The 21071-nt window shown below is 58.5% G+C and carries 20 protein-coding genes; 6 read left to right on the plus strand and 14 right to left on the minus strand.

The genetic code is table 11. From position 1 onward, the window contains the following. From mutM to gdhA, 5 genes are all read right to left on the minus strand, one after another. A complete protein-coding gene (gene mutM / locus QP994_RS00165; RefSeq protein ID WP_284864940.1) occupies positions 1-846 on the minus strand; it encodes a bifunctional DNA-formamidopyrimidine glycosylase/DNA-(apurinic or apyrimidinic site) lyase in 846 nt (281 codons plus the stop codon). 9 nt (positions 847-855) lie between these two features. Further along, positions 856-1620: a ribonuclease III gene (rnc, locus tag QP994_RS00170; RefSeq protein ID WP_284854615.1), complete on the minus strand. Its 765-nt coding sequence runs from the start codon at positions 1618-1620 to the stop codon at positions 856-858. Then, on the minus strand, positions 1620-2174 hold the full coding sequence (locus tag QP994_RS00175; protein ID WP_284864941.1) for a YceD family protein: 555 nt from the start codon (positions 2172-2174) through the stop codon (positions 1620-1622). Before QP994_RS00175 ends, rnc begins: the two co-directional genes overlap by 1 nt. Before the next feature lie 29 nt (positions 2175-2203). Then, positions 2204-2923, minus strand: coding sequence for a DivIVA domain-containing protein (locus tag QP994_RS00180; protein ID WP_284864942.1), 720 nt, complete (start codon positions 2921-2923; stop codon positions 2204-2206). Positions 2924-3015: 92 nt separating this feature from the next. Next, the gene (gene gdhA / locus QP994_RS00185; protein ID WP_284864943.1) at positions 3016-4362 is read right to left on the minus strand and encodes an NADP-specific glutamate dehydrogenase; all 1347 of its coding nucleotides are present in this window, start codon (positions 4360-4362) and stop codon (positions 3016-3018) included. A 160-nt stretch (positions 4363-4522) separates the two neighbouring features. Between gdhA and QP994_RS00190 the strand changes: the two genes are divergently transcribed. Then, positions 4523-5713, plus strand: a complete 1191-nt coding sequence (locus QP994_RS00190; protein ID WP_284864944.1) for a glycerate kinase — start codon at positions 4523-4525, stop codon at positions 5711-5713. Here the strand turns inward: QP994_RS00190 and QP994_RS00195 are convergent. Further along, positions 5683-6078 carry a hypothetical protein gene (locus tag QP994_RS00195; protein WP_284864945.1) on the minus strand — a complete coding sequence of 132 codons (396 nt, stop codon included), beginning with the start codon at positions 6076-6078 and terminating at the stop codon, positions 5683-5685. The genes QP994_RS00190 and QP994_RS00195 overlap by 31 nt on opposite strands. A 31-nt stretch (positions 6079-6109) precedes the next feature. Here QP994_RS00195 and QP994_RS00200 point away from each other — a divergent pair, with 31 nt between their 5' ends. From QP994_RS00200 to QP994_RS00220, 5 genes are all read left to right on the plus strand, one after another. Then, positions 6110-7462, plus strand: coding sequence for a DUF4921 family protein (locus QP994_RS00200; protein WP_284864946.1), 1353 nt, complete (start codon positions 6110-6112; stop codon positions 7460-7462). Positions 7463-7534: 72 nt separating this feature from the next. After that, positions 7535-8821, plus strand: a complete 1287-nt coding sequence (locus tag QP994_RS00205) for an amidohydrolase (RefSeq protein WP_284864947.1) — start codon at positions 7535-7537, stop codon at positions 8819-8821. Between the two features lie 60 nt (positions 8822-8881). Continuing rightward, positions 8882-11269, plus strand: a complete 2388-nt coding sequence (locus tag QP994_RS00210) for a glycogen/starch/alpha-glucan phosphorylase (protein ID WP_284864948.1) — start codon at positions 8882-8884, stop codon at positions 11267-11269. A gap of 29 nt (positions 11270-11298) precedes the next feature. Further along, positions 11299-13155, plus strand: a complete 1857-nt coding sequence (locus tag QP994_RS00215) for a chorismate-binding protein (protein WP_284864949.1) — start codon at positions 11299-11301, stop codon at positions 13153-13155. A 484-nt stretch (positions 13156-13639) separates the two neighbouring features. After that, entirely contained in the window at positions 13640-14383 is a 744-nt protein-coding gene (locus tag QP994_RS00220; protein ID WP_284864950.1) for an aminotransferase class IV, read from the plus strand. Positions 14384-14400: 17 nt separating this feature from the next. Here QP994_RS00220 and pyk read toward each other — a convergent pair whose 3' ends face one another. From pyk to priA, 8 genes are all read right to left on the minus strand, one after another. Beyond that, positions 14401-15840: a pyruvate kinase gene (gene pyk / locus QP994_RS00225; protein WP_284864951.1), complete on the minus strand. Its 1440-nt coding sequence runs from the start codon at positions 15838-15840 to the stop codon at positions 14401-14403. Between the two features lie 69 nt (positions 15841-15909). Continuing rightward, positions 15910-16842 carry a prolipoprotein diacylglyceryl transferase gene (gene lgt, locus QP994_RS00230; RefSeq protein WP_284854595.1) on the minus strand — a complete coding sequence of 311 codons (933 nt, stop codon included), beginning with the start codon at positions 16840-16842 and terminating at the stop codon, positions 15910-15912. Between the two features lie 18 nt (positions 16843-16860). Further along, positions 16861-17718, minus strand: a complete 858-nt coding sequence (locus tag QP994_RS00235) for an indole-3-glycerol phosphate synthase TrpC (RefSeq protein WP_284864952.1) — start codon at positions 17716-17718, stop codon at positions 16861-16863. A gap of 39 nt (positions 17719-17757) precedes the next feature. Further along, positions 17758-18378 (minus strand): TIGR02234 family membrane protein, encoded by a 621-nt coding sequence (locus QP994_RS00240; protein ID WP_284854592.1) that lies wholly within the window; start codon positions 18376-18378, stop codon positions 17758-17760. Beyond that, the gene (gene hisI, locus QP994_RS00245) at positions 18378-18731 is read right to left on the minus strand and encodes a phosphoribosyl-AMP cyclohydrolase (protein WP_284854590.1); all 354 of its coding nucleotides are present in this window, start codon (positions 18729-18731) and stop codon (positions 18378-18380) included. Before hisI ends, QP994_RS00240 begins: the two co-directional genes overlap by 1 nt. Then, positions 18728-19483, minus strand: a complete 756-nt coding sequence (hisF, locus tag QP994_RS00250) for an imidazole glycerol phosphate synthase subunit HisF (RefSeq protein ID WP_284864953.1) — start codon at positions 19481-19483, stop codon at positions 18728-18730. Before hisF ends, hisI begins: the two co-directional genes overlap by 4 nt. A gap of 18 nt (positions 19484-19501) precedes the next feature. Further along, positions 19502-20287 carry an inositol monophosphatase family protein gene (locus tag QP994_RS00255; RefSeq protein WP_284865117.1) on the minus strand — a complete coding sequence of 262 codons (786 nt, stop codon included), beginning with the start codon at positions 20285-20287 and terminating at the stop codon, positions 19502-19504. Between the two features lie 13 nt (positions 20288-20300). Beyond that, positions 20301-21050 carry a bifunctional 1-(5-phosphoribosyl)-5-((5-phosphoribosylamino)methylideneamino)imidazole-4-carboxamide isomerase/phosphoribosylanthranilate isomerase PriA gene (gene priA, locus QP994_RS00260; protein ID WP_284864954.1) on the minus strand — a complete coding sequence of 250 codons (750 nt, stop codon included), beginning with the start codon at positions 21048-21050 and terminating at the stop codon, positions 20301-20303. Positions 21051-21071 lie beyond the last annotated feature (21 nt).

A 21071-nucleotide genomic window follows, 5' to 3' on the forward strand; every position in this document is an offset into this window, starting at 1 on the left:
TTATAGCGTCTGGCACTCCGGACAGTAATAGGAAGACCGTTGATTCACTGTGGTCCGGTGAATTGGAGCGCCGCACCGCGGACACGGTTCATCTTCCCGCCCATAGGCATTGAGTGAGCGCGCAAAATAGCCACTCGCACCATCCACGTTGACGTACAACGCATCAAAGCTCGTGCCACCAGCTTCTAGGGCGCGAGCCATGACTTCCCGAGACTCCTCGAGGAGTGCTACCGCATCACGCTGCCGCAATGCCTTTCCCTTGCGGGTGGGTTTCACGCCCACTGCCCACATCGCTTCATCCGCGTAAATGGATCCGATGCCACTAACCACGGATTGATCCAACAGGATCGTTTTCACTGCCACATTCTTACGGCGCATCGTGCGCGCAACTTCCACCACGTCGAAGGACTGCTCAAAAGGATCCGGTGCAATGTGCGGAATGTTTGCTGGAACGGTCAAGTCGCGGTCGAAGGTCATGGGCACCCACTGCCAGGAACCAAAGATGCGCTGGTCAATAAAGGCGAGCTCGATCTCTTCCCCGTCGCGTTCCAGCACCGAGCGGATACGCAGATGACGGCTGTTTGCCATCCCCGGTTTCCCCACGATCATCTGGCCGGACATCCGTAGATGGACCAGCAACGCATTGCCATCTGAAAGCTCGAGCCACATGAACTTGCCGCGGCGCCCTGTCCCTGTGACGGTCAGACCTGGCAGCACCTCAGTTAGATCCGCATCATTGCCCAGCACGGCACGCGGGTGAAGCACCTCCACGGACCTGAAGGTGTAGCCAACCACGTGGTCCTCTAGACCACGGCGCACCACTTCCACTTCAGGCAATTCAGGCATGTGAACCTACTAATCAATAACAGCAACTGCCGCCGCGTGATCATGAAGGAACATCATGGCTTGGCGTGCTGCTTGCTGTTCGGCCAACTTTTTATTCGGCCCTGTGCCCATGCCCAGCTCAGTCTCGCCGGAGAAGACATGGACGGTGAACGTTTGATCATGCTCGGGGCCAACCGATGTGGCGGTATACAGCGCCGCTTCTGCCTTCAGCTCCGCCAGGCGCTCCTGCAGCGTGGTCTTCCAATCATGGTGGCGGCCGGTGGCAGTAGCAGTGTTGATCTTGTACTCGAACAACCGCAAGATCACGTCACGAGCAGGCTCGAAACCATGCTGGCGGTATACCGCGCCGAAGATGGCCTCCATCGTGTCAGCAAGAATCGATTCCTTCGCACGCCCACCCGTGGTCTCTTCGCCCTTGCCCAGCAGAACATGCGCGCCCAGATCAATCTCACGCGCCACATCAGCCAAACCATAACGGGAGACGATCGACGAGCGCATCTTAGAAATATCTGACTCCGGCCGCGACGGGTGCAGCTCAAACAGCTTGGTTGCCACGGATAGACCCAGCACAGCATCGCCAAGGAACTCGAGGCGTTCATTGTTTGGCAAAAAGCCATGCTCGTTGGCAAAAGAACGGTGCGTTAACGCGAGCTTCAACAGGTCGTGTTCAACTTCCACACCGAGCTTGTTTACTAACGGCGCATGATCCACCGCCGCAAAAGCCTGGGCCCAAGCCTGGTCTCCCGGAATCTTGTTTTTCTTCGCGCGTGGCACTATTTCTGCCCGTCTGTATTCAGAAATTTCTCCAGCCCAGCCCACCGTGGGTCAAGCAGATCATTCTTCTCACCGGATACGCCATCCGGAGCAGGAACATCCGCATCAGCCGGGCAGGCCGGCTCACACTGTGGATTAAAGGGCCATGTCAGGCCTGCTTCATCCACGAAGGCTTGCTCGAGGTTCACCTTGCCTTCAACGATGGCGGGAACATCATCACCAGAGCCCGCATCAGCTTCATCTTCCACATCACCGGTGATGAAATCATCCGCGCCGGAGTAGACCTGCGAGATCGTGATGTTCTCCGTTGGCGTCAGTTCACGCAGGCAGCGCACACACTGCCCTTTCAGCTGCGCGGTCATCGTCGCATCAACGAGCACACCACTACCAAGCGGAGTGAGTGTTGCATCCACGGTGACCTCAGCTCCTTGCGGTACCGCGATCATTTCCGGCCCAATGCGGGAAGGTGCGGGGCCCGTGTGGGTCATCGTTTCCGGGAGACCATCACCGCGCATGACGGCCGCCACATCGAAGACAAAAGGGTTTGTAGCCATAACGGTCACTAGCCTACCCGCACGAAGGCTTATCGACGGCGCGGGCTCTCATACCGGCGACCCGACACCCCAGCGCCCTGGCGCAGTGCCGAACGGTCGGAGGAAACAGTGCGCAGAACAGACGTCAGTGTCTCTTCGAATTCGCTCAGTTTGCCGTCCACAAACTCATCGCATTCGGTGCGCAGACGATTCGATTCGGTGTGCGCGTTCTCCACAATGCGGTGAGCTTCCTCATCCGCACGGCGGGTGACCTCAGCCTCGGACACGAGTCGCTTCTGCTCCTCCAGGCCTTCCGCAACAGAACGGTCATAGGACTCATTACCGTCAGCGACGAGGCGCTCTGCTTCGCGGCGGGCACGCTCCACCATCTGCTCAGATTCATCGCGGGCACGGCTCACAGTGGCGTGCGCATCCTGCTCCGCATCGGAGACCATGCGGGTGGAACGCTCCTGCGCTTCGCTCAGCATCGACTCGGACTCATTGTGCGCATCCCCCACCAGACGCTGCGCCTCATCTTCAGCATCCCCGATAATTTGATCCGCGCGTTCCTCTGCGCCACGGAGGATCTCATCCTGCTTATCCAGGACATCCTGGGCGTCATCGACTTCAACGGGAAGGGCGTTCCGGATATCGTCGAGAAGCGCGAGCACTTCATTACGGGGGACCATGCAGTTCGACGTCATCGGGACGCCGTAAGCCTGCTCAACTGTATTGACTAGTTCATCGAGAGCTTCAAAAACGCGGTACATATTTCAAAACAGTACCTGCGAAAAGACAACCGCCCCGGCAAGCCGAGGCGGTGTGTCAGAGGATTGCTACAGCGGATAGCTGCGGGCGGTGTTTAGATCACGCCCTGCGCGAGCATTGCGTCCGCAACCTTCTTGAAACCGGCGATGTTAGCGCCGACCACATAGTCACCCTCATGGTCGTACTCAGCGGCGGTGGCAGACGTGTTGCGGTAAATGTTCTCCATGATGCGCTTCAGACGGTCATCCGTGTAATCGAAGCTCCAGGAGTCACGCGATGCGTTCTGCTGCATCTCGAGCGCGGAGGTAGCCACACCACCAGCATTCGCTGCCTTGCCCGGCAGGAAGTGAATGTGGTTCTTACGGTAGATCTCAATGGCCTCTGCGGTAGACGGCATGTTCGCACCCTCAGCGACATACTTGATGCCGTTCTCTACGAGCTTCTGGGCGTGCTCACCATCAATCTCGTTCTGGGTTGCGCACGGCAGAGCAACGTCAGCCTTGAGGTCCCAGATCGAACCATCAGCGTGGAAGGTTGCGCCGGCTGCCTCCTCAACGTATTCGTTGACGCGGCCGCGACGGACTTCCTTAATCTCCTTGAGCAGCTCCACGTCCACACCATTCGGGGTTTCCACCCAACCGGAAGAGTCGGAGAACCCAACGACGGTGGCGCCCAGCTCCTGGGCCTTCTGGATGGCGTAGATAGCCACGTTGCCGGAGCCAGAGACGATGACCTTTGCACCGTCGAAGGAATCACCGTGAGCAACCATCATCTTGTTCGTGATGTACACGCAACCGAAACCAGTTGCTTCCGTACGAACAAGGGAGCCACCCCAGGTCAGGCCCTTACCGGTAAGGACACCGGACTCGTGCTCGTTGGTCAGACGACGGTACTGGCCAAACAGGTAGCCAACCTCGCGGCCACCAACACCGATGTCACCGGCAGGGACGTCGCGGTACTCGCCGATGTGGCGGTGCAGCTCCGTCATGAAGGACTGGCAGAAACGCATGACTTCAGCATCGGACTTGCCCTTCGGGTCGAAGTCAGAGCCGCCCTTACCGCCACCGATGGGCAGGCCAGTCAGGGAGTTCTTAAAGATCTGCTCGAAACCAAGGAATTTGATGATGCCTAGGTTGACGCTCGGGTGGAAACGTAGGCCACCCTTGTAGGGGCCGAGCGCAGAGTTGAACTGGACGCGGAAGCCACGGTTGACGCGGACATCCCCATCATCCGCCACCCACGGAACACGGAAGATAATCTGACGCTCTGGCTCACAAAGACGCTCGATGAGGCCGTAGTCGTTGTAGTGAGGATCCTTCTGCAAAACGATCTTCAGGGAATCCAGAACCTCGGCGACAGCCTGGTGGAATTCTGGCTCCCCCGCGTTGCGCTGCAACAGCTTCTGGTAATAACCAGCGATCTGGTCTTCGTTCGTTGCCATAGTCGATCCCTTCTATCTATTAGCCGACAGTTTTGTCACTTTAGTGGCACTGGGCACGAAATGGGGAGTCAAGATCGGTCCGATTGCTAACGTCGTTACGTAATTAGAAAAAGTTTTTTCATCCGGCCTCAGAACCGGACCAACAAGCAGGAGCAGTACCGTGACCGGACACACTTTCTCCACCGCCCACACCCCGGAAGAAGACACCGCCGGATTACCAGCAGATTTTCAACCCAATGCGGACACTGTCCGGGTTGTCGTCGCCCCGGACGCCTTCAAGGGAACGGCGAACGCGAGGCAGGCAGCGGAGTGGATCGCGGAAGGAATCCAGTCCATCATTATTGACTGTGACGTTGAACACATCCCCATGGCAGACGGTGGCGAAGGGACCGCAGAGCTCTTTTCCGGTGAAACCATCACGCTGCCAACAACGGATGCTGCTGGGCGTCTCACCGACGCGAGCTATGTCTTCAACGCCGCCGACGCCACCGCTTATATCAATATCTCCGCTGCTACCGGCCTGCCTGCCGTCAAAGACACCCCGGTCCCGCTGACTGGTGATACCTACGGCACAGGCGTTCTCATCGCTGATGCCCAATCCCGCGGGGCTTCCACCATCGTGCTGGGCATGGGTGGCTCGGCGACCATCGACGGTGGCACCGGCATCCTCGTCGCACTTGGCGCCACCCCGATTGATGCCCAGGGGCACCCGCTAAAGCCAGGTGGCGGCAACCTGGGGGAGCTTGCTGATTTTGATACTGCGCATCTGAACATCCCCGCGGGTTCCGTTGATTGGGTGCTTTTGTCCGACACTGAATTCCCCGCTACCGGCCTCCAGGGCGCGGCACGTGTGTTTGGTCCGCAGAAAGGCGCGTCCGAAGAGGATGTGGAGAAGGTTGACGCCGCACTGGAGCACCTGTGCCAGGTCACCGGTGTTGATTCCCAGCAGCCGGGCTATGGCGCAGCGGGTGCTGTACCAGTAGGGATCACGTGGCTTTCACAGATGCTTCACGGCAACACGGACCACGTGCACGTGGTGTCCGGCGCACGCACTATCGCTACGGCACACAAATTGCGTGAGAAAATCAGCAACGCCCACTTCGTGGTTACTGGCGAGGGCAGCTACGACGAGCAAAGCGTCAACGGCAAGGTTGTCTCAGTGGTGACAGAGCTGGCTGCCGAGGCCGGTGCAACGCTGGCCGTGTGCGCTGGGCGATTCGACATTGATGCCCCGGAGGGCGTCATCGCCGTGAATATCGGGGAGGAATCCGAGGATGTCCGGGCACAGCTTGTGCGCGCTGGCGCCCAGGCGGCTGTGGATTACCTCAATACCTCCACGACCCAGGGGTAGACCGCGGGGAGTTCAAAATCCATCTGGCGTTCCAATGCCACGGGATCACGTGGCAGCGTCGCCTTCGGCGTGAGCACACGGGACAGGCCCATTGCCAGTTGGTTCATGGAACTCGCACCTGCAGCTGTGATGACATAGCGGGTAACCTGCGCCCCAGCAGGATCTTCCCCGCGCTCGTCTTCATACACGCGGCGCAACTGTGCGTGGGTGTCGGAGGAAAGCTCCGGTGATTCGTCGATAAGCACGCTGCCCTCTTCAAGCTTTCCGTGCTGAACAAGAATCTCTACAGCACGGCTGAAAGCATCACCGACAGCTTGCGCTGCGGACGCGTCGGGCACGAGAACATCGAAGTGGATCCTAGGCATGAGCAAAGACTAGCGGATAACCTGAGAACCTATGACGCACCCGACGTTCCCCCTCCCCGCTGCCCGCGAGCCGCTGACCATCATGGCTGATGGGACGATTAAACAGCTCAACCCCTTTTCCGGAACGCAGGTGTGGACGGTGCCGGGGCGTGGCAATCGACCTTTGGCTGCTGCCCACAAGGAGCCCCGCGAGCTGACTGATAAGGATTTCACAGCGGCGTGCAATTTCTGCTCCGACAACATGCTGGCCACTCCCCCAGAGAAATCCCGCATCATCGCACGCGATGGGAAATGGGAGATCCTGCGCGACCTGATGCCGCATGAACTCCACGACACCGAACCGCTATTTCGGCGCGTGCCTAACTTGTTTGAGATCGTCTCTTATGACTACTGGGCGCAAAACTATGGCTTCAGCATGGATGAATCCCGGGCTGAACACATGGAGCACTACCTGGCCGACGAGGCAGGGCGCCGCCACGTGTTCAATATCGTGCGTACACGACTGAAAGCCGCGGGCCATACTGAGCCTTTCAGCGAAGCAGAGTTGCTCGACCATGCCCCTGCTTACTTCGGTGGCGGGCACGATGTGATCATCGCGCGCAGGCACTACGTCGATGGCGCAACGGACAGCACACAGCTCGCCTCATCCGGGAGCATGAGCCCCGAAGAACACCACGCCTTCATCGCTTTCACCATCGACTCCCTGCATGACCTCTACCAGCGCAACCGCTACGCACCTTATGTGTCTGTGTTCCAGAACTGGCTTGCCCCAGCCGGCGCTTCGTTTGAGCACCTGCACAAGCAGCTCGTGGCTATTGATGAGCACGGGGTCCAAGCCGAAATGGAAATAGCCAAACTGCGCGCCAACCCCAACATGTACAACGAGTGGGGCATCAACTACGCCAGCCGCCACAACCTCATCATCGCGGAGAATGAGTACGCCATCATGGCCGCGGGCGTTGGCCACCGCTACCCCACCATCAGCATCTACTCCAAGTCCGAGATCTCTGAGCCGTGGTTGCATACCAACGATGAGGTCCGCGGTATGTCTGACCTCATCCATGCGGCACACGCGGCCACCGGAACTGCGGTGGCGTGCAACGAAGAATGGCACCACAAACCCATCGACCTGGACATGCCCATGCCATGGCGCATCAACATTAAGTGGCGTGTGTCCACCCTCGCTGGCTTTGAAGGAGGCACGCGCGTGTACGTGAACACTCTGTCGCCCTATGACATCCGCGACCGTACGGTCAGCGCTCTTTATAGTTTGCGTGATGCCGGAAAAATCGCCGGCGACCTGCGCATTGCCACCGAGTGCTCCCCCGCACTCAACGTTTTGCGTTACCGAGTGCTCCCCCGCACTCAACGTTTTGCGTTATAACCCAGTGCTCAACCGCTAGTACCACTAATACACTGGCTCCGCACCAGCAATTTTTCAGGAGGCACCCCGCTCATGACTGTTCAGCCGAACACCATCAAGGACATTCTGCAGAACTACACGGTGGACCCCGTGTGGCAGCGCGAACTGTATGAAGAGCTCCACGCACACCCGGAGCTGTCCATGCAGGAAGCAAACACTCATGCGCGAATCCTCATGGAACTGGAGCGCTTTGACTGCCAGATCATCGCGCCCATCGGCATCTACGGCATCGTCGCTGTGTTCCACAACGGGCCACAAACCAACGGCCGTTCTGGACCCACGGTGCTCTTCCGCGCGGACTTTGATGGCCTGCCGGTCACGGAGACCACCGGCGCACCTTATGCCTCGACGGACACTGCCACGCGTGCAGATGGCACCGTCACCGGCCTCATGCACGCCTGCGGCCATGACATGCACGTCACCGCCTTGCTGAGCCTGTGCGACATCATGGACAACAACCGTAAGCACTGGGCGGGCACCTTCGTCGCACTGTTCCAACCGGGCGAGGAAATTGGGCGGGGCGCTAGCGAAATGATCACTGACGGATTGGTTGAGCGCATCCCCCGCCCGGACATCTGCCTGGGCCAACACGTCATGCCGGGTCGTGCCGGGCAAGTGCAATCCAAGCCGGGACCCCAGTTTGCCGCCTGTGATTCCATCCGCATTCACATTCCGGGCCGCGGTGCCCACGGATCGATGCCACACGCGTCCATCGATCCGACCTACACCGCCGCCCATATTGTGCTTCGCCTCCAAGGCATTGTTGGCCGGGAGGTCAACCCGAAGGATTTCGCTGTGATCTCCGTTGGCCAGCTCAATGCCGGCACAACCAACAACATCATTCCCAGCCATGCAGAGTTAGTGCTCAACTGTCGCTTCTACAACGACGATGTGAAACACAAGGTTTACGACGCTATCCAGCGCGTGGTTATTGCTGAGTGTGAAGCTTCCGGCATCCAAGAAGAGCCACACTTTGAGTACTTCGCACACGGTGAGCTGCTGGACAATGACGTTGAGGCCTTCCACACAGTACGCACCACCTTCGACGCAGTCTTTGGTGCAGATTCCGTTGACGCGGAACCATCGACGGTCTCCGAAGACTTTGCCAACATCCCACTCGCATTCGGCGTGCCCTACATTTTTTGGCTCATCGGATCCACGCCACGCACGGTGTGGGACAAAGCCGTAGCAGAGAACCGAGTCAACCTAGATGTACCGGTCAACCACATGCCCAGCTTCTTGCCGGAGTATGAGCCAACCGTCCACGCGGCAACGCATGCCGCAGCGGCAGCCGTGCTGACCTACCTTGCCACCAACTAGTGGGTACAGTGGCGGGCGTTAGAGACACAACTATCTGATGTCCAGAGGTATTTTCCAGAAATGAATCTGCCAACCCCCCAGCCCCGGTTCACTGACACTGTCGGAGGCCACGTCCGCTCGGTCTCCGGTTCTGCTCCTGACACGTCTACCCCGAAGAAGTTCTGGACTGGCCTTTCCCTCGCGGCGATGGAGCAATTCGCCGACAACTGGGATGCCACCCGCACGGCCTACAAGGCAACCCGCCAACAGGCCTACTTCTCCGCTGAGTTCCTCATGGGTCGCGCACTGTTGAACAACTTGACCAACCTGGGTCTCGTCGACGACGCGATCAAGGCGGCCGAAGAAAACGGACAGAACTTCGTCGATGTTCTCGAAGCTGAGCATGATGCTGCGCTGGGTAACGGTGGCTTGGGCCGTCTGGCTGCCTGCTTCCTCGATTCCGCTGTCACCCAGGACTACCCGGTCACCGGCTACGGTCTGCTCTACCGCTACGGCCTATTCCGCCAGGAGATCGCCGACGGCTTCCAGAAGGAGCATCCGGATGCCTGGAAGGAGAGCTTCTACCCCTTCATCGTTCGACGTGGTACGCAGCAGCGCATTGTGAAATTCGATGACATGCACGTCCGTGCCATCCCCTACGACATGCCAATCACCGGCTACGGCACGGACAACGTGGGCACGCTGCGCCTCTGGGACGCATCCCCGATGCGCGAGTTCGACTACGATGCTTTTAATTCCCAACGCTTCGCCGACGCCATCCTGGAGCGCGAGGCCGTACATGACCTCACGCGCGTGCTGTACCCGAATGACACCACTTACCAGGGCAAGGTGCTACGCGTCCGCCAGCAGTACTTCTTTGTCTCCGCGTCGCTGCAGGAGATGATTGATAACTACATTGAGCACCACGATGAGGACCTGCGTGGCTTCGCCGAGTTCAACTCCGTGCAGCTCAACGACACCCACCCGGTGCTGGGTATTCCAGAACTCATGCGTCTGCTTCTCGACGATCACGGGATGACCTGGGAAGACGCCTGGGACGTGACCACCAAGACCTTCGCCTACACCAACCACACGGTGCTGCAGGAGGCCCTGGAAACCTGGGATGTGTCTATCTTCCAGCAGCTCTTCCACCGCATTTGGGAGATCGTGGTGGAAATTGACCGCCGCTACCGCGAGGACATGGAGTCCCGCGGCTTGGAGCCGGATGCCATCCACCACTACTCCCCGGTGCATGACGGCAAGGTCCACATGGCATGGATTGCGTGCTACTGCGCCTACTCCATCAACGGTGTCGCCGCGATCCACACCGACATCCTCAAGCGTGACACGCTGAACTACTGGTACGAGCTGTACCCGCAGAAGTTCAACAACAAGACCAACGGTGTGACCCCACGCCGCTGGCTGCGTATGTGCAACCCACGCCTGTCCGAGCTGCTTGATCGCCTCGTCGGTTCCGATGAGTGGGTCACCAACATGGACAAGCTCAAAGAGCTGCGCCACTACGTCGAAGACGACGCGGTGATGAAGGAACTCAGCGACATCAAGGCGACGAACAAGAAAGACTTCGCCGAGTGGGTTCGCGTCCATGAAGGCGTGGAGATTGACCCGGACTCCATCTACGACACGCAGATCAAGCGCCTGCACGAGTACAAGCGCCAGCTACTCAATGCCATGTACATCCTTGACCTGTACTTCCGCATCAAGGAAGGGGAGACCAATATCCCGAAGCGCACGTTCATCTTCGGCGCGAAGGCTGCGCCGGGCTATGTTCGCGCCAAGGCGATCATCAAACTGATCAACACCATCGGTGATCTGGTGAACAATGACCCGGTGGCGTCCCAGTACATCCGCGTTGTGTTCATTGAGAACTACAACGTCTCCCCAGCTGAGCACATCATTCCTGCCACGGATGTCTCCGAGCAGATTTCCACCGCCGGCAAGGAGGCGTCGGGCACCTCCAACATGAAATTCATGATGAATGGTGCGCTCACCCTGGGCACGATGGATGGTGCGAACGTGGAGATCGTTGATTCCGTCGGCGAGGACAACGCCTACATTTTCGGCGCTCGCGAAGAGGAACTGCCGGTGCTGAAGAGGTCCTACAACCCGACTGAGGTCTACGAGAACAACCCCGCGATCAAGCGCGTGCTCGATGCGTTTATCGACGGCACATTGGATGACAACCACACCGGCATGTTCTCTGACCTGCGCGATTCTCTGCTTATCGACGGCGGCTGGAACACCCCGGACCCCTACTACGTCCTGGGCGACTTCGAGTCCTACAAGGAGACCCGCGACCGCATGGCGGAGGAGTACTACGCTGACCCGTTGCAATGGGCACGCATGTGCTGGATCAACATCTGCGAGTCTGGCCGTTTCTCCTCTGACCGCACAATCCGCGATTACGCAACTGAGGTGTGGAACATTAAGCCGACCCCGATCAACTAGTGGCAACGCATCTGCAATGATGCTGTGTAATGATCCTGCTCGTTGATAATCACGATTCCTACACGTTCAACCTGGCCCACCTCATCACCGAGGTGAGCGGGGTTGAACCCCTTGTTGTGCCCGCGCACGAGGGGGCTGACCTGCCGGAGCGAGTCCGCGCCGGTGAGTTCAGCCATGTAGTGATCTCCCCTGGCCCAGGCACACCCGAACGGGAAGAAGACTTCGGTGTATCCCGGGGTGTCATTGAAGCCGCCGCGGAAGCACACATTCCTCTCCTCGGTGTCTGCTTGGGCCATCAAGGCCTAGCCATGTTGGCAGGTGCACGCGTCACCCGTGCGCCCGAACCCCGCCATGGGTTTGTCTCTCGCCTTAAGCATTCCGGCGATGGCATCTTCGCGGGCATTCCACAGGATGTTGAGGTGGTGCGCTACCACTCACTCCACGTGGAAGAAATCCCCGGCGTCACCGTTCATGCCCGTAGCGAGGATGGCGTGATCCAAGCCCTCAAAGTGGATAACGCACCACACTGGGGTGTGCAATTCCACCCGGAATCCATCCTCACTCAGCACGGCGCGACCCTCATGCGTAATTTCCTCGGCGGTTGGCGCCTGATCCACCGCGAGGTTCCCGGAGTGATTGATTGCCAGCGCGTCTTCAACGCGATCAAGCAAGACGGCAACGACGCATTCTTCCTTGATTCTGCTGATGCACGCGGGAACTTCTCTATTCTCGGGGATACCGCCGGTGATCTTTCACGGTCGTTCCGCTACTCGCTTAACTGCGAGGGCGATGACATCCTCCAGATTCTCGATCAAGAACTATCCACCCCAATCTTTGATGCACCTGATCTACCGTTCACCGGTGGCGTGATCGGCTACCTCGGCTACGAATGCGCTGAGCTCACGCTTCCGATCACGCTCTCCCATTCCTCCCCCTACCCGGACGCCTATTTCGTGCGGCCACAATCCTTCATCGTCTACGACCACAAAAATGAGATCGCACACCTCTGCTGCCTGACCAACTCGGAATCAGAGTCCCTCTTGGACCGCCTCGAAAGCTATCTCAACAGCACCGAGCACACCGACGCCTCCGAGCCCACAAACATGGACCCGGGTTCATGGCGCACACCGGACTACCTGGCGCGCATCGAGGAAGCCCAGGAGCTCCTCCGCGCCGGTGAAAGCTACGAGGTGTGCTTAACCGACACGTACACCGCAGAGGTCACGGGCGACTTATATGCGCCCCTCCGCAAGCACAACCCAGCGCCCTATGCCGCGCACCTCGTCTTCGACGGCGTGGAGGTAGCAAGCGCCTCCCCGGAACGGTTCCTTACCGTTCGTGGCCGCGAGGTGGAAGCAAAACCCATCAAGGGAACGGTCGCTGCCAACGAGGATCCTGCCTTGCTGGGCAACGAGAAGACTCGTGCGGAAAACCTCATGATCGTGGATCTGGTGCGCAATGATCTTTCCCGCGTGTGCGAACCAGGCACCGTCACTGTTCCCGGCCTCATGCAAGTGGAAAGCTATGCCACTGTCCACCAGCTTGTCTCCATCATCACCGGTCGACTAAAAGCTGGCGCTACCGCCGTCGACGCGGTACGCGCCACATTCCCACCCGGTTCTATGACAGGCGCACCCAAACTGCGCACCTGCCAGATCATCGACAGACTAGAAACCGGCCCCCGCGGTGTCTACTCCGGTGCACTGGGCTATTTCGGCTACGACGGCCAAGCCGATCTCTCTGTGGTCATCCGCACCGCTGTGCGTACCGGCTCCACCGTAACGGTGGGCGCTGGTGGTGCGATCGTTCTCGCCTCCGATGCTGAAGCAGAACTAGCGGAGCGTGACCTCAAAGCAGAGTCTGTCTTGGGCGCTTTCGGTGACTAACAGACGCACGGCGCCACTCTGCTTCTACCTATTCTTAGGTAGGCAAACATACGGAAGAAGTCCTTGACACCGATACTCATCTGGGACAGCGGATCCAAATGCAATGCTAGACAAACCGAGCATGAACAGAGGCAGCCTAATAAGCGAGTTTGCAAAGCTCACCAGGTTGAAGTCTGAGGACAACTGCGTTGCTCCTGCCGCTGGTGGTTGCGCAGGTTCAGCATTAGCACTCGGCGTGTGGACTGTGACGGCCCCGAAGACGACCGTGCCTGCAAAAGCGAGGGAGGCTAAACGTTGACGGACCATTGTTCTCCTCCTTGTTGGTCATGAAATACCCTTACAACCCGTCTATCGCTTAGATCGACAAAAACACTACATTCCTCCTTAATTTTCCTACTTCACCAGTGTGGACACTTTCCCCATAACCGTTCGTCTGTGAAATCATCCTTTCGATAGACACTGCTTCCTATTTTCGGAGTCTTCGATGACTAACTACGCCTGGCATGACGGATTTGTGCCCCGTGACTTCCCGCACGGGCCTTTCGATGTTGCGGATTCTTGGCGTCATTCATCTGGAAGAACAAACGGGTTACAGCTGCATGTGGAACGCTTCTCACGCACGGCAGGGCCACTTCCCTCAGGCTTCGTGGATGAAATGCTCGCACTACTTGAACAAGTTGAACAAGGCGAGCTCTTCCCCCGCATCGCTGCGGTCTCGTCGCTTTTGCTTCTCGACGTCCGCCCGGCCCCACCCGTTCGCAGGGAAACGTGCCTGACGTATGTCAACGCACCGGATCCACGCAAACACCCACTGGTCAAGGGGCCTGATTTTGATGCACTGCGTGCCTACCGCGAGCTACACCAGAAAAACAACACCGACGACACGGTGATTACCGCACCCGATGGCTCGATGCTCGAAACCACCACCGGCGCGCTGGTGATGTGGGGCGACAACACTTTGTACATCCCCGATGGCGTCTGTTTGCCCAGTGTCACACTGCGCCAAGTCACCGAGCGTGCTGAAAGCGTAGGGATTCGAGTTGAGTCACGCCACATCACCCCAGAGCTCGCCGCCAATCATCCCCTGTGGTTCCTCAACTCACTGCATGGCATCAGCCCAGTCAGCGAGATTCACACCAGCATCGGGGTGATTACTCCCCCGCCTCATCCCGACTACGCGCAGTGGCGCGACTGGTGGTGGGACGGTTTCGTCTTCGAGTTCCTCTAAGAGATCCCAAGGGCTTCTTAGAGCTTCTTCGGATGGCGGGTATCCTCGCCCAACTGGTGCACGTGAATCATGTTCGTCGTGCCAGCAACACCCGGCGGGGTGCCAGCCACGATGACCATAGTGTCGCCTTCCTTGTACTTCTCAATGGCTAGCAGCGACTGATCCACCACTGCCATCATTTCATCCGTGTCATCGTCCTTCTTGCACAAGAAGGTTTCCGCACCCCACGTCAGTGCCAGCTGAGAGCGCACTTCTTGGCGGGGTGTGAACACCAGCAGTGGCAAGTGGGAGCGCAAACGCGCCAGACGTCGTGCTGTTTCACCTGAGTTGGTAAAGGCGACCAGTGCACGAGAATTCAGGCGCTCTGCTATATCGCGAGCGGAGTAAGAAATCACGCCACGCTTCGTGCGCGGAATGTGGTTGAGCGGTGGGACATTGCCCATGGACTCAGCCGCGCGCACGATGCGGTCCATGGTTTGCACCACGTTCCGCGGATCCACACCAATAGACGTCTCACCAGAAAGCATCACTGCGTCCGTACCGTCCAGCACAGCATTGGCCACGTCAGAGGCTTCCGCACGCGTTGGGCGCGAATTCTCAATCATGGAATCGAGCATCTGTGTTGCCACGATCACCGGCTTCGCGTTCTCACGCGCAATCTGAATGACACGCTTTTGCACCAGCGGCACCTGCTCCAGCGCGATCTCCACGCCCAGGTCACCGCGGGCTACCATCACTGCGTCGAAAGCCAGGATGATCGACTCAAGCGCGTCAACAGCTTCCGGCTTCTCCAGCTTCGCAATAACGGGCACGCGACGGCCCACGTCATCCATAATCTCGTGGACCAAGTCCACATCAGACGGCGAGCGCACGAAAGATAGTGCGATGAAATCCACGCCCAACTTCAGCGCGAAGCGCAGATCCGCCTTGTCTTTTTCGGACAAAGCCGGGACAGAAATGTTCATGCCCGGCAGGGAAACGCCCTTGTTATTGGATACGGGGCCACCCTCGACGACCTTGCACACAACATCGTTACCCTCAACGGCGGTGCACACGAGAGCCACCTTGCCGTCATCCACCAGCAGGCGGTCGCCCGCCTGTGCATCTTCCGCAAGCTGCTTGTACGTGGTGGATACCCGGTCATGGGTGCCCACAACATCGTCGACGGTGATGCGCACTTCTTCACCGGTCTCCCAGTACGTCTTCCCATCGCCCTCGAAGCGACCAAGACGGATCTTGGGGCCCTGAAGGTCAGCGAGAATACCTACCGCTTTACCAGTTTCATCGGTGGCTTCGCGCACCCACTTGTAGTTCTGTTCGTGGTCTGGGTAGTCACCATGGGAAAAGTTCAGGCGGGCGACGTCCATGCCGTCACGCACAAGGCCAAGGATTGCCTCTTTGCTGGCTACAGCTGGGCCGAGAGTACAAACAATCTTGGTGCGTCTGTCCACTGTCATCCACTTCTTCTTATCTGCGCGAGGGATCTGATACCTCGCCTACGCTACCGAAACTAAACGGGTTTCGCTCTATGGCATTTTAGGCTTCTCAACGTCGGATTTAACCTCCGCACCACCGCTGACTTCAGTCACTTCTTTGTCCACTTCTTTGTCTTCTTCCTCCGAAGTGTTCTGCTTCGACTTCATCCATATGAAAACGATTGTGGCCACGATGAAGAGGACGGTTGAGACGACCATATTGACGCGCAGCCCAAAGATGAGGTTCGCGGCATCATCGCGCATGAATTCCATGAAGATACGCCCCAAGGCGTAAGACGCGATGTAGAGCACAAAAACGCGGCCATTGCCCAGACGGAACTTCTTCTCGGCCCAAATGAGGAAGAAGAAGACGGACAGGTTCCAGATCATCTCGTAGAGGAACGTGGGATGCACACTCGCAATGACTTCCCCCGTTGACCTACCAGTCAGTGGCGCAAAAGCACCGGACTCGTCTACGCGGTAGTAAATGTCCAACGCCCACGGCACGTCGGTGGGACGCCCATAGAGTTCTTGGTTGAAGTAGTTCCCCAAACGCCCAATGGCTTGCGCCAAGATGATGCCTGGGGCCACAGCATCGGCGAATGGCAGTAAAGACACCTTCTTGTACTTGAACAAGGCCCACACTGCCAACGTGCCCAGCGTCACCGCACCCATGATGCCCAGGCCACCGGCGGAGAAGTTGAAAATCTGCTTCCAGTCCTTGCCGGGCCCGAAGTAGCTGTCATAGTCCGTGATCACGTGATAAGCACGGCCACCGATGATCCCGGCAGGGATAGCCACGATCGCAGCGTCCCACACGGTGTCCGGATTGCCGCCGCGTGCCTTGTAGCGGCGCACTGTCAACGCCATGGCCACGATGATGCCAGTGATGATGCACAGCGCATACGCGCGAATAGGCACCGGACCTAAGTACCAGACGCCCTGTGGAGGCGAGGGAATGTTGGCAAGGATCTGCGTAGTCACGCCCAATAGTGTGCCACGCTAGCTTCCGCGGCGCGAAGGGCAGGCCGGATGCTGGCCAGCGGCCACAAGTTTGCGGGTTGCGGCTGCAACGTCATCACTATTCATCACTGCCTCGCCGGCAATGACTGCGTCAGCCCCTGTTGAAGCAGCTGCCATGAGGTCGCGTGCGTTACGCACACCACCCAGGCTGATGCGCACCACGCTTTCGGGCAGACCTGGCTCGATCTCGCTGAAGGCCTGACGGTTAACCTCATTCGTATCAAAGGTCCACGAGTTCACACCGATCACTGTTGCCCCCGCCGCGAGCGCACGGTCAGCTTCCTCTGGGGTTCGCACCTCAGCCATACCCACCATGCCCAGTGATTCAACGCGGTCCAACAGACTTTCCAGCCGCGCTTGTTCTAAAAGCCCGACTTGCAGTGGCACCATATCGGCGCCAAAGCAGCGGGCTTCGTGGATCTGATAAGGGTCAACAATGACATCACGGCACACCATCGGCAAACTCGTTGCCCGGCGGGCTTCCTGCATGTCTTGCAAGGAGCCGTCGAAACGCAAGCGCTCTGTCTGGCAAGCGATGAGTGCGGCTCCCCCAGCTTCAATCTTAGCGGCGAGTTCACCCACGGACTGCGCTGTGTGCGTCACGTGGGTGGGACCAAACACCGGGGATGTGCGTTTAATTTCTACGATCACGCCACAGCCAGGCCCGAGTAAGGCGGCGAGTGCATCGCGGTTATCGGACAAACTGCGCGAGCGAGCTTTGATCTCCTGAAAAGGAATGACCGCCTCACGGGCGGCAACGTCCGCGAGAACACCGGCGACGACGGGATTTTCGCTCGCCGGTATGACAACCTGTTGATTGCCCTGCACCGCGGTCATATCTTCAGAGAGTATCTGTTCGTGGTGGTGAGAATGAAATCAGGTGTAGCGGTGGTCTTCCGTGGGATCAATATCCGCATCGATGGCATCCCACAAAACACGCCCTGATTGGGGTTCTGCTTCGAGGTCCTGCTCGATCTTCTCTTTACGCTGGGAGGACTTCTCGTATTTGCTCACCGTAGCCGCATCCTGCCCCGGACGTAAGGCCAACAGCACACCACCCGCAACGGCAATGAGTGCCCCCATCACAGCGAGCAGTGGTGGCACCACAGCGGTGTTCACCGCGGTGATATCAGCCCAGGAAGTGATAGCGGTGTCATTGTCTTCGACGTCATACAGCAACAGAGCAGATACACGCTCCGGGGCCGGTGTGCCCAGCAGCAAGCTCAGCGGTGCAGCTGTCACGGCAGCTGCCGCGACTGCGCCCACTGCGCCCACGATGCGCCGGCCCCAACGCCGCAGCGCTAGACCTGCGATCGTTGCGGCGAGCAACACCAGCACAACGGCAGTGACTTCAGTGGACCATTCCGCACCGTTGATCGGTGCAGAACCATCCCCCGTACGGTCATCGGCATAATCAGCCGTCAGCCACGTCATGCGAGAGGCAAGCCACAGCACAAGTGCGCCGACCCCCATCAACAAAGCGCCAATTTTGTTCATCACTGCTCCAACAGCACATCAGCATCGAAACACGTACGGTCACCCGTGTGGCATGCACCGCCAGTTTGGCGGACCACCATCAGCACGGTATCCCCATCACAATCAAGCTTGACTTCGAGCACTTCTTGCACGTTGCCACTGGTTAATCCTTTGATCCAGTACTCAGCGCGAGAACGCGAATAGTACGTGCCCTGGCGTGTGGCCAAGGTGTAGGCAAGAGCGTGTTCATCCATCCACGCCATCATGAGAACTTCCCCAGAATCCGCCTGGACGATCGCGGGAACCAAACCCGCATCATTAAAGCGAACTCGGTCTTTCACCTGGGGGTCCAGGACTGCTTCTTCAGGTGTCACAGGCGCACCTCATACCCAGCATCAGCCAGGCTCTGCTTGACTTCAGCGATACTTACCTCACCAAAGTGGAAAATGGATGCGGCCAACACAGCATCTGCACCTGCTGCCACAGCTGGCGGGAAGTGCTCAGCCTTACCAGCGCCACCGGAGGCGATGATGGGGATGGACACCGCTTCGCGCACGCGCTCGAGCAGCTCGATGTCAAAGCCAGCCTTCGTGCCATCACCATCCATGGAGTTGAGCAGGATCTCCCCAACACCGAGTTTCTCACCGGTCTTGGCCCACTCAATCGCATCAATACCCGCCGAACGGGTGCCACCATGAGTAGTCACCTCAAACCCCTCCCCGGCGCGACGCGCATCCACGGACAACACAATGCACTGGGCACCGAATTCACGGGAGAGCTCAGAAAGGAGCTCCGGGCATGCAATAGCGGCAGTGTTCACAGACACCTTGTCAGCACCGGCACGCAACAGTTCGCGCACATCATCCGCGCTACGCACGCCACCACCAACGGTCAAAGGAATGAACACTTGCTCAGCAGTACGGCGCACTACGTCGAGCATGGTGCCACGCCCTTCCTTGGAAGCACTGACATCCAAGAAGGTCAGCTCATCTGCCCCTTGCTCGCCGTAGAGTTTGGCTAGCTCCACTGGGTCACCTGCATCGCGCAGATTTTCAAAATTCACTCCCTTGACCACTCGGCCGTTGTCTACGTCCAAACATGGGATGACTCGTGTGGCTACGGTCATGGGGCCTCCTATTCGTGGTCAAGCAACGCTTTTAATCGTACGCAGCACGGCTTCATGAACATCCGGGGACCCGGCAATGACGCCTAAGGAACCGAGCTCCCACTCATTGCCCTCAATGTCCGTGACCACAGCGCCCGCACTGCGAGCAAGCAACACACCCGCGGCATTATCCCATGGGTGCGGGGAGAAACTCACCGCCGCTTCGTACACGCCTTGGGCAACAAATGCGAGGTCAATACCCACAGAACCACTAATGCGTGGGCGCATGTTCGCGTACTCCAACGCCTTGATCAACCGCAAGCGACTATCTGGTGGGATCCTGCTTCCTTCATCGGAGCCCACTGCACCAACACCCACTTGGTTGGACACGTGCGCCGCCATGTTCACAGGGGGCAAGAGCTCGCCGTTAAGGTGCACACCAGAACCCTGACGTGCAGTCAATCGCATGTTCAACAAAGGAATATCGGTGACAGCCACCACTGGCTGCTTATCCACCACGAGGGAGATGAGCACCGCACAGCTTGGGTTGCCCGAAGCGTAGTTCGCAGTGCCATCGATCGGATCCACCACCCAACTCGCATCATTGCGCAGAACCCCGCCTTCTTCCTCCCCCAGGACAGGAATACCCGTGGCCGGAGTCAACTGGTCACGCAGCATCTCCTCAATGCGCAGGTCCATCTCCGTGGCAAAATCGCCGCTGTCTTTATACAAAGCAGGCACGCTACCTAAGCCGTCGACGAACATCCTGCGCGCTTCGTCAGCGGCTTCTTCGGCGATGCGCAGGTACTCGCGCATTTCGTCCATGGCCATCGGTGCCCTACTTACCCCCTGCGACCCGGAGAGCCTCAGGCAGGGTGAACCGGTTTTCATACAACGCTTTGCCCACGATGACGCTGTCAATACCTTCATCCGCATAGCGGGCAATCTCAGCGATGTCGTCCAGGGTGGACACACCACCCGATGCGGTGACAAAGGCATCCGTGGCTGCGGAGACCTCCCGCAGCAATTCCACGTTCGGCCCAGCCAACGTGCCGTCCTTGCTCACATCCGTGACCACGAAGCGGGTGCAACCGGCTTCGTCGAAGAACTCCAGCACCTCCCATAAATCACCGCCATCGGAAGTCCAGCCGCGGCCCTTCGTACGCCACTGGCCGTTTTCCTCCCGCACAGCAATATCAATCGCGATCGCGTCACCATGGCGGGAAATGACATCCTTGGCCCACTCCGGGTTTTCCAGCGCAGCAGTACCAATGTTGACGCGCTTTGCGCCCGTGTTGAGCGCTCGCTCCAAGCTCTCGGCATCCCGAATACCGCCGGTCAGCTCAACGTTAATGCTCAGCTCACGGGTGATCTCCGCCATGAGCTCATGGTTCGATCCACGCCCAAACGCCGCATCAAGATCGACGAAGTGCAACCACTCCGCACCGTCAGCCTGCCACTTCAGCGCTGCTTCAAGTGGCTCACCGTAGGTCTTCTCAGTGCCTGCTTCACCTTGGTCGAGGCGCACAGCCTTGCCATCTACGACATCGACAGCGGGAAGCACAGTGAACAAACCAGAGTTTTCCATATCCGCATTCTATGGTGTGCG

It is taken from the genome of Corynebacterium sp. MSK044 (assembly GCF_030232825.1).
Lineage (GTDB): Bacteria > Actinomycetota > Actinomycetes > Mycobacteriales > Mycobacteriaceae > Corynebacterium.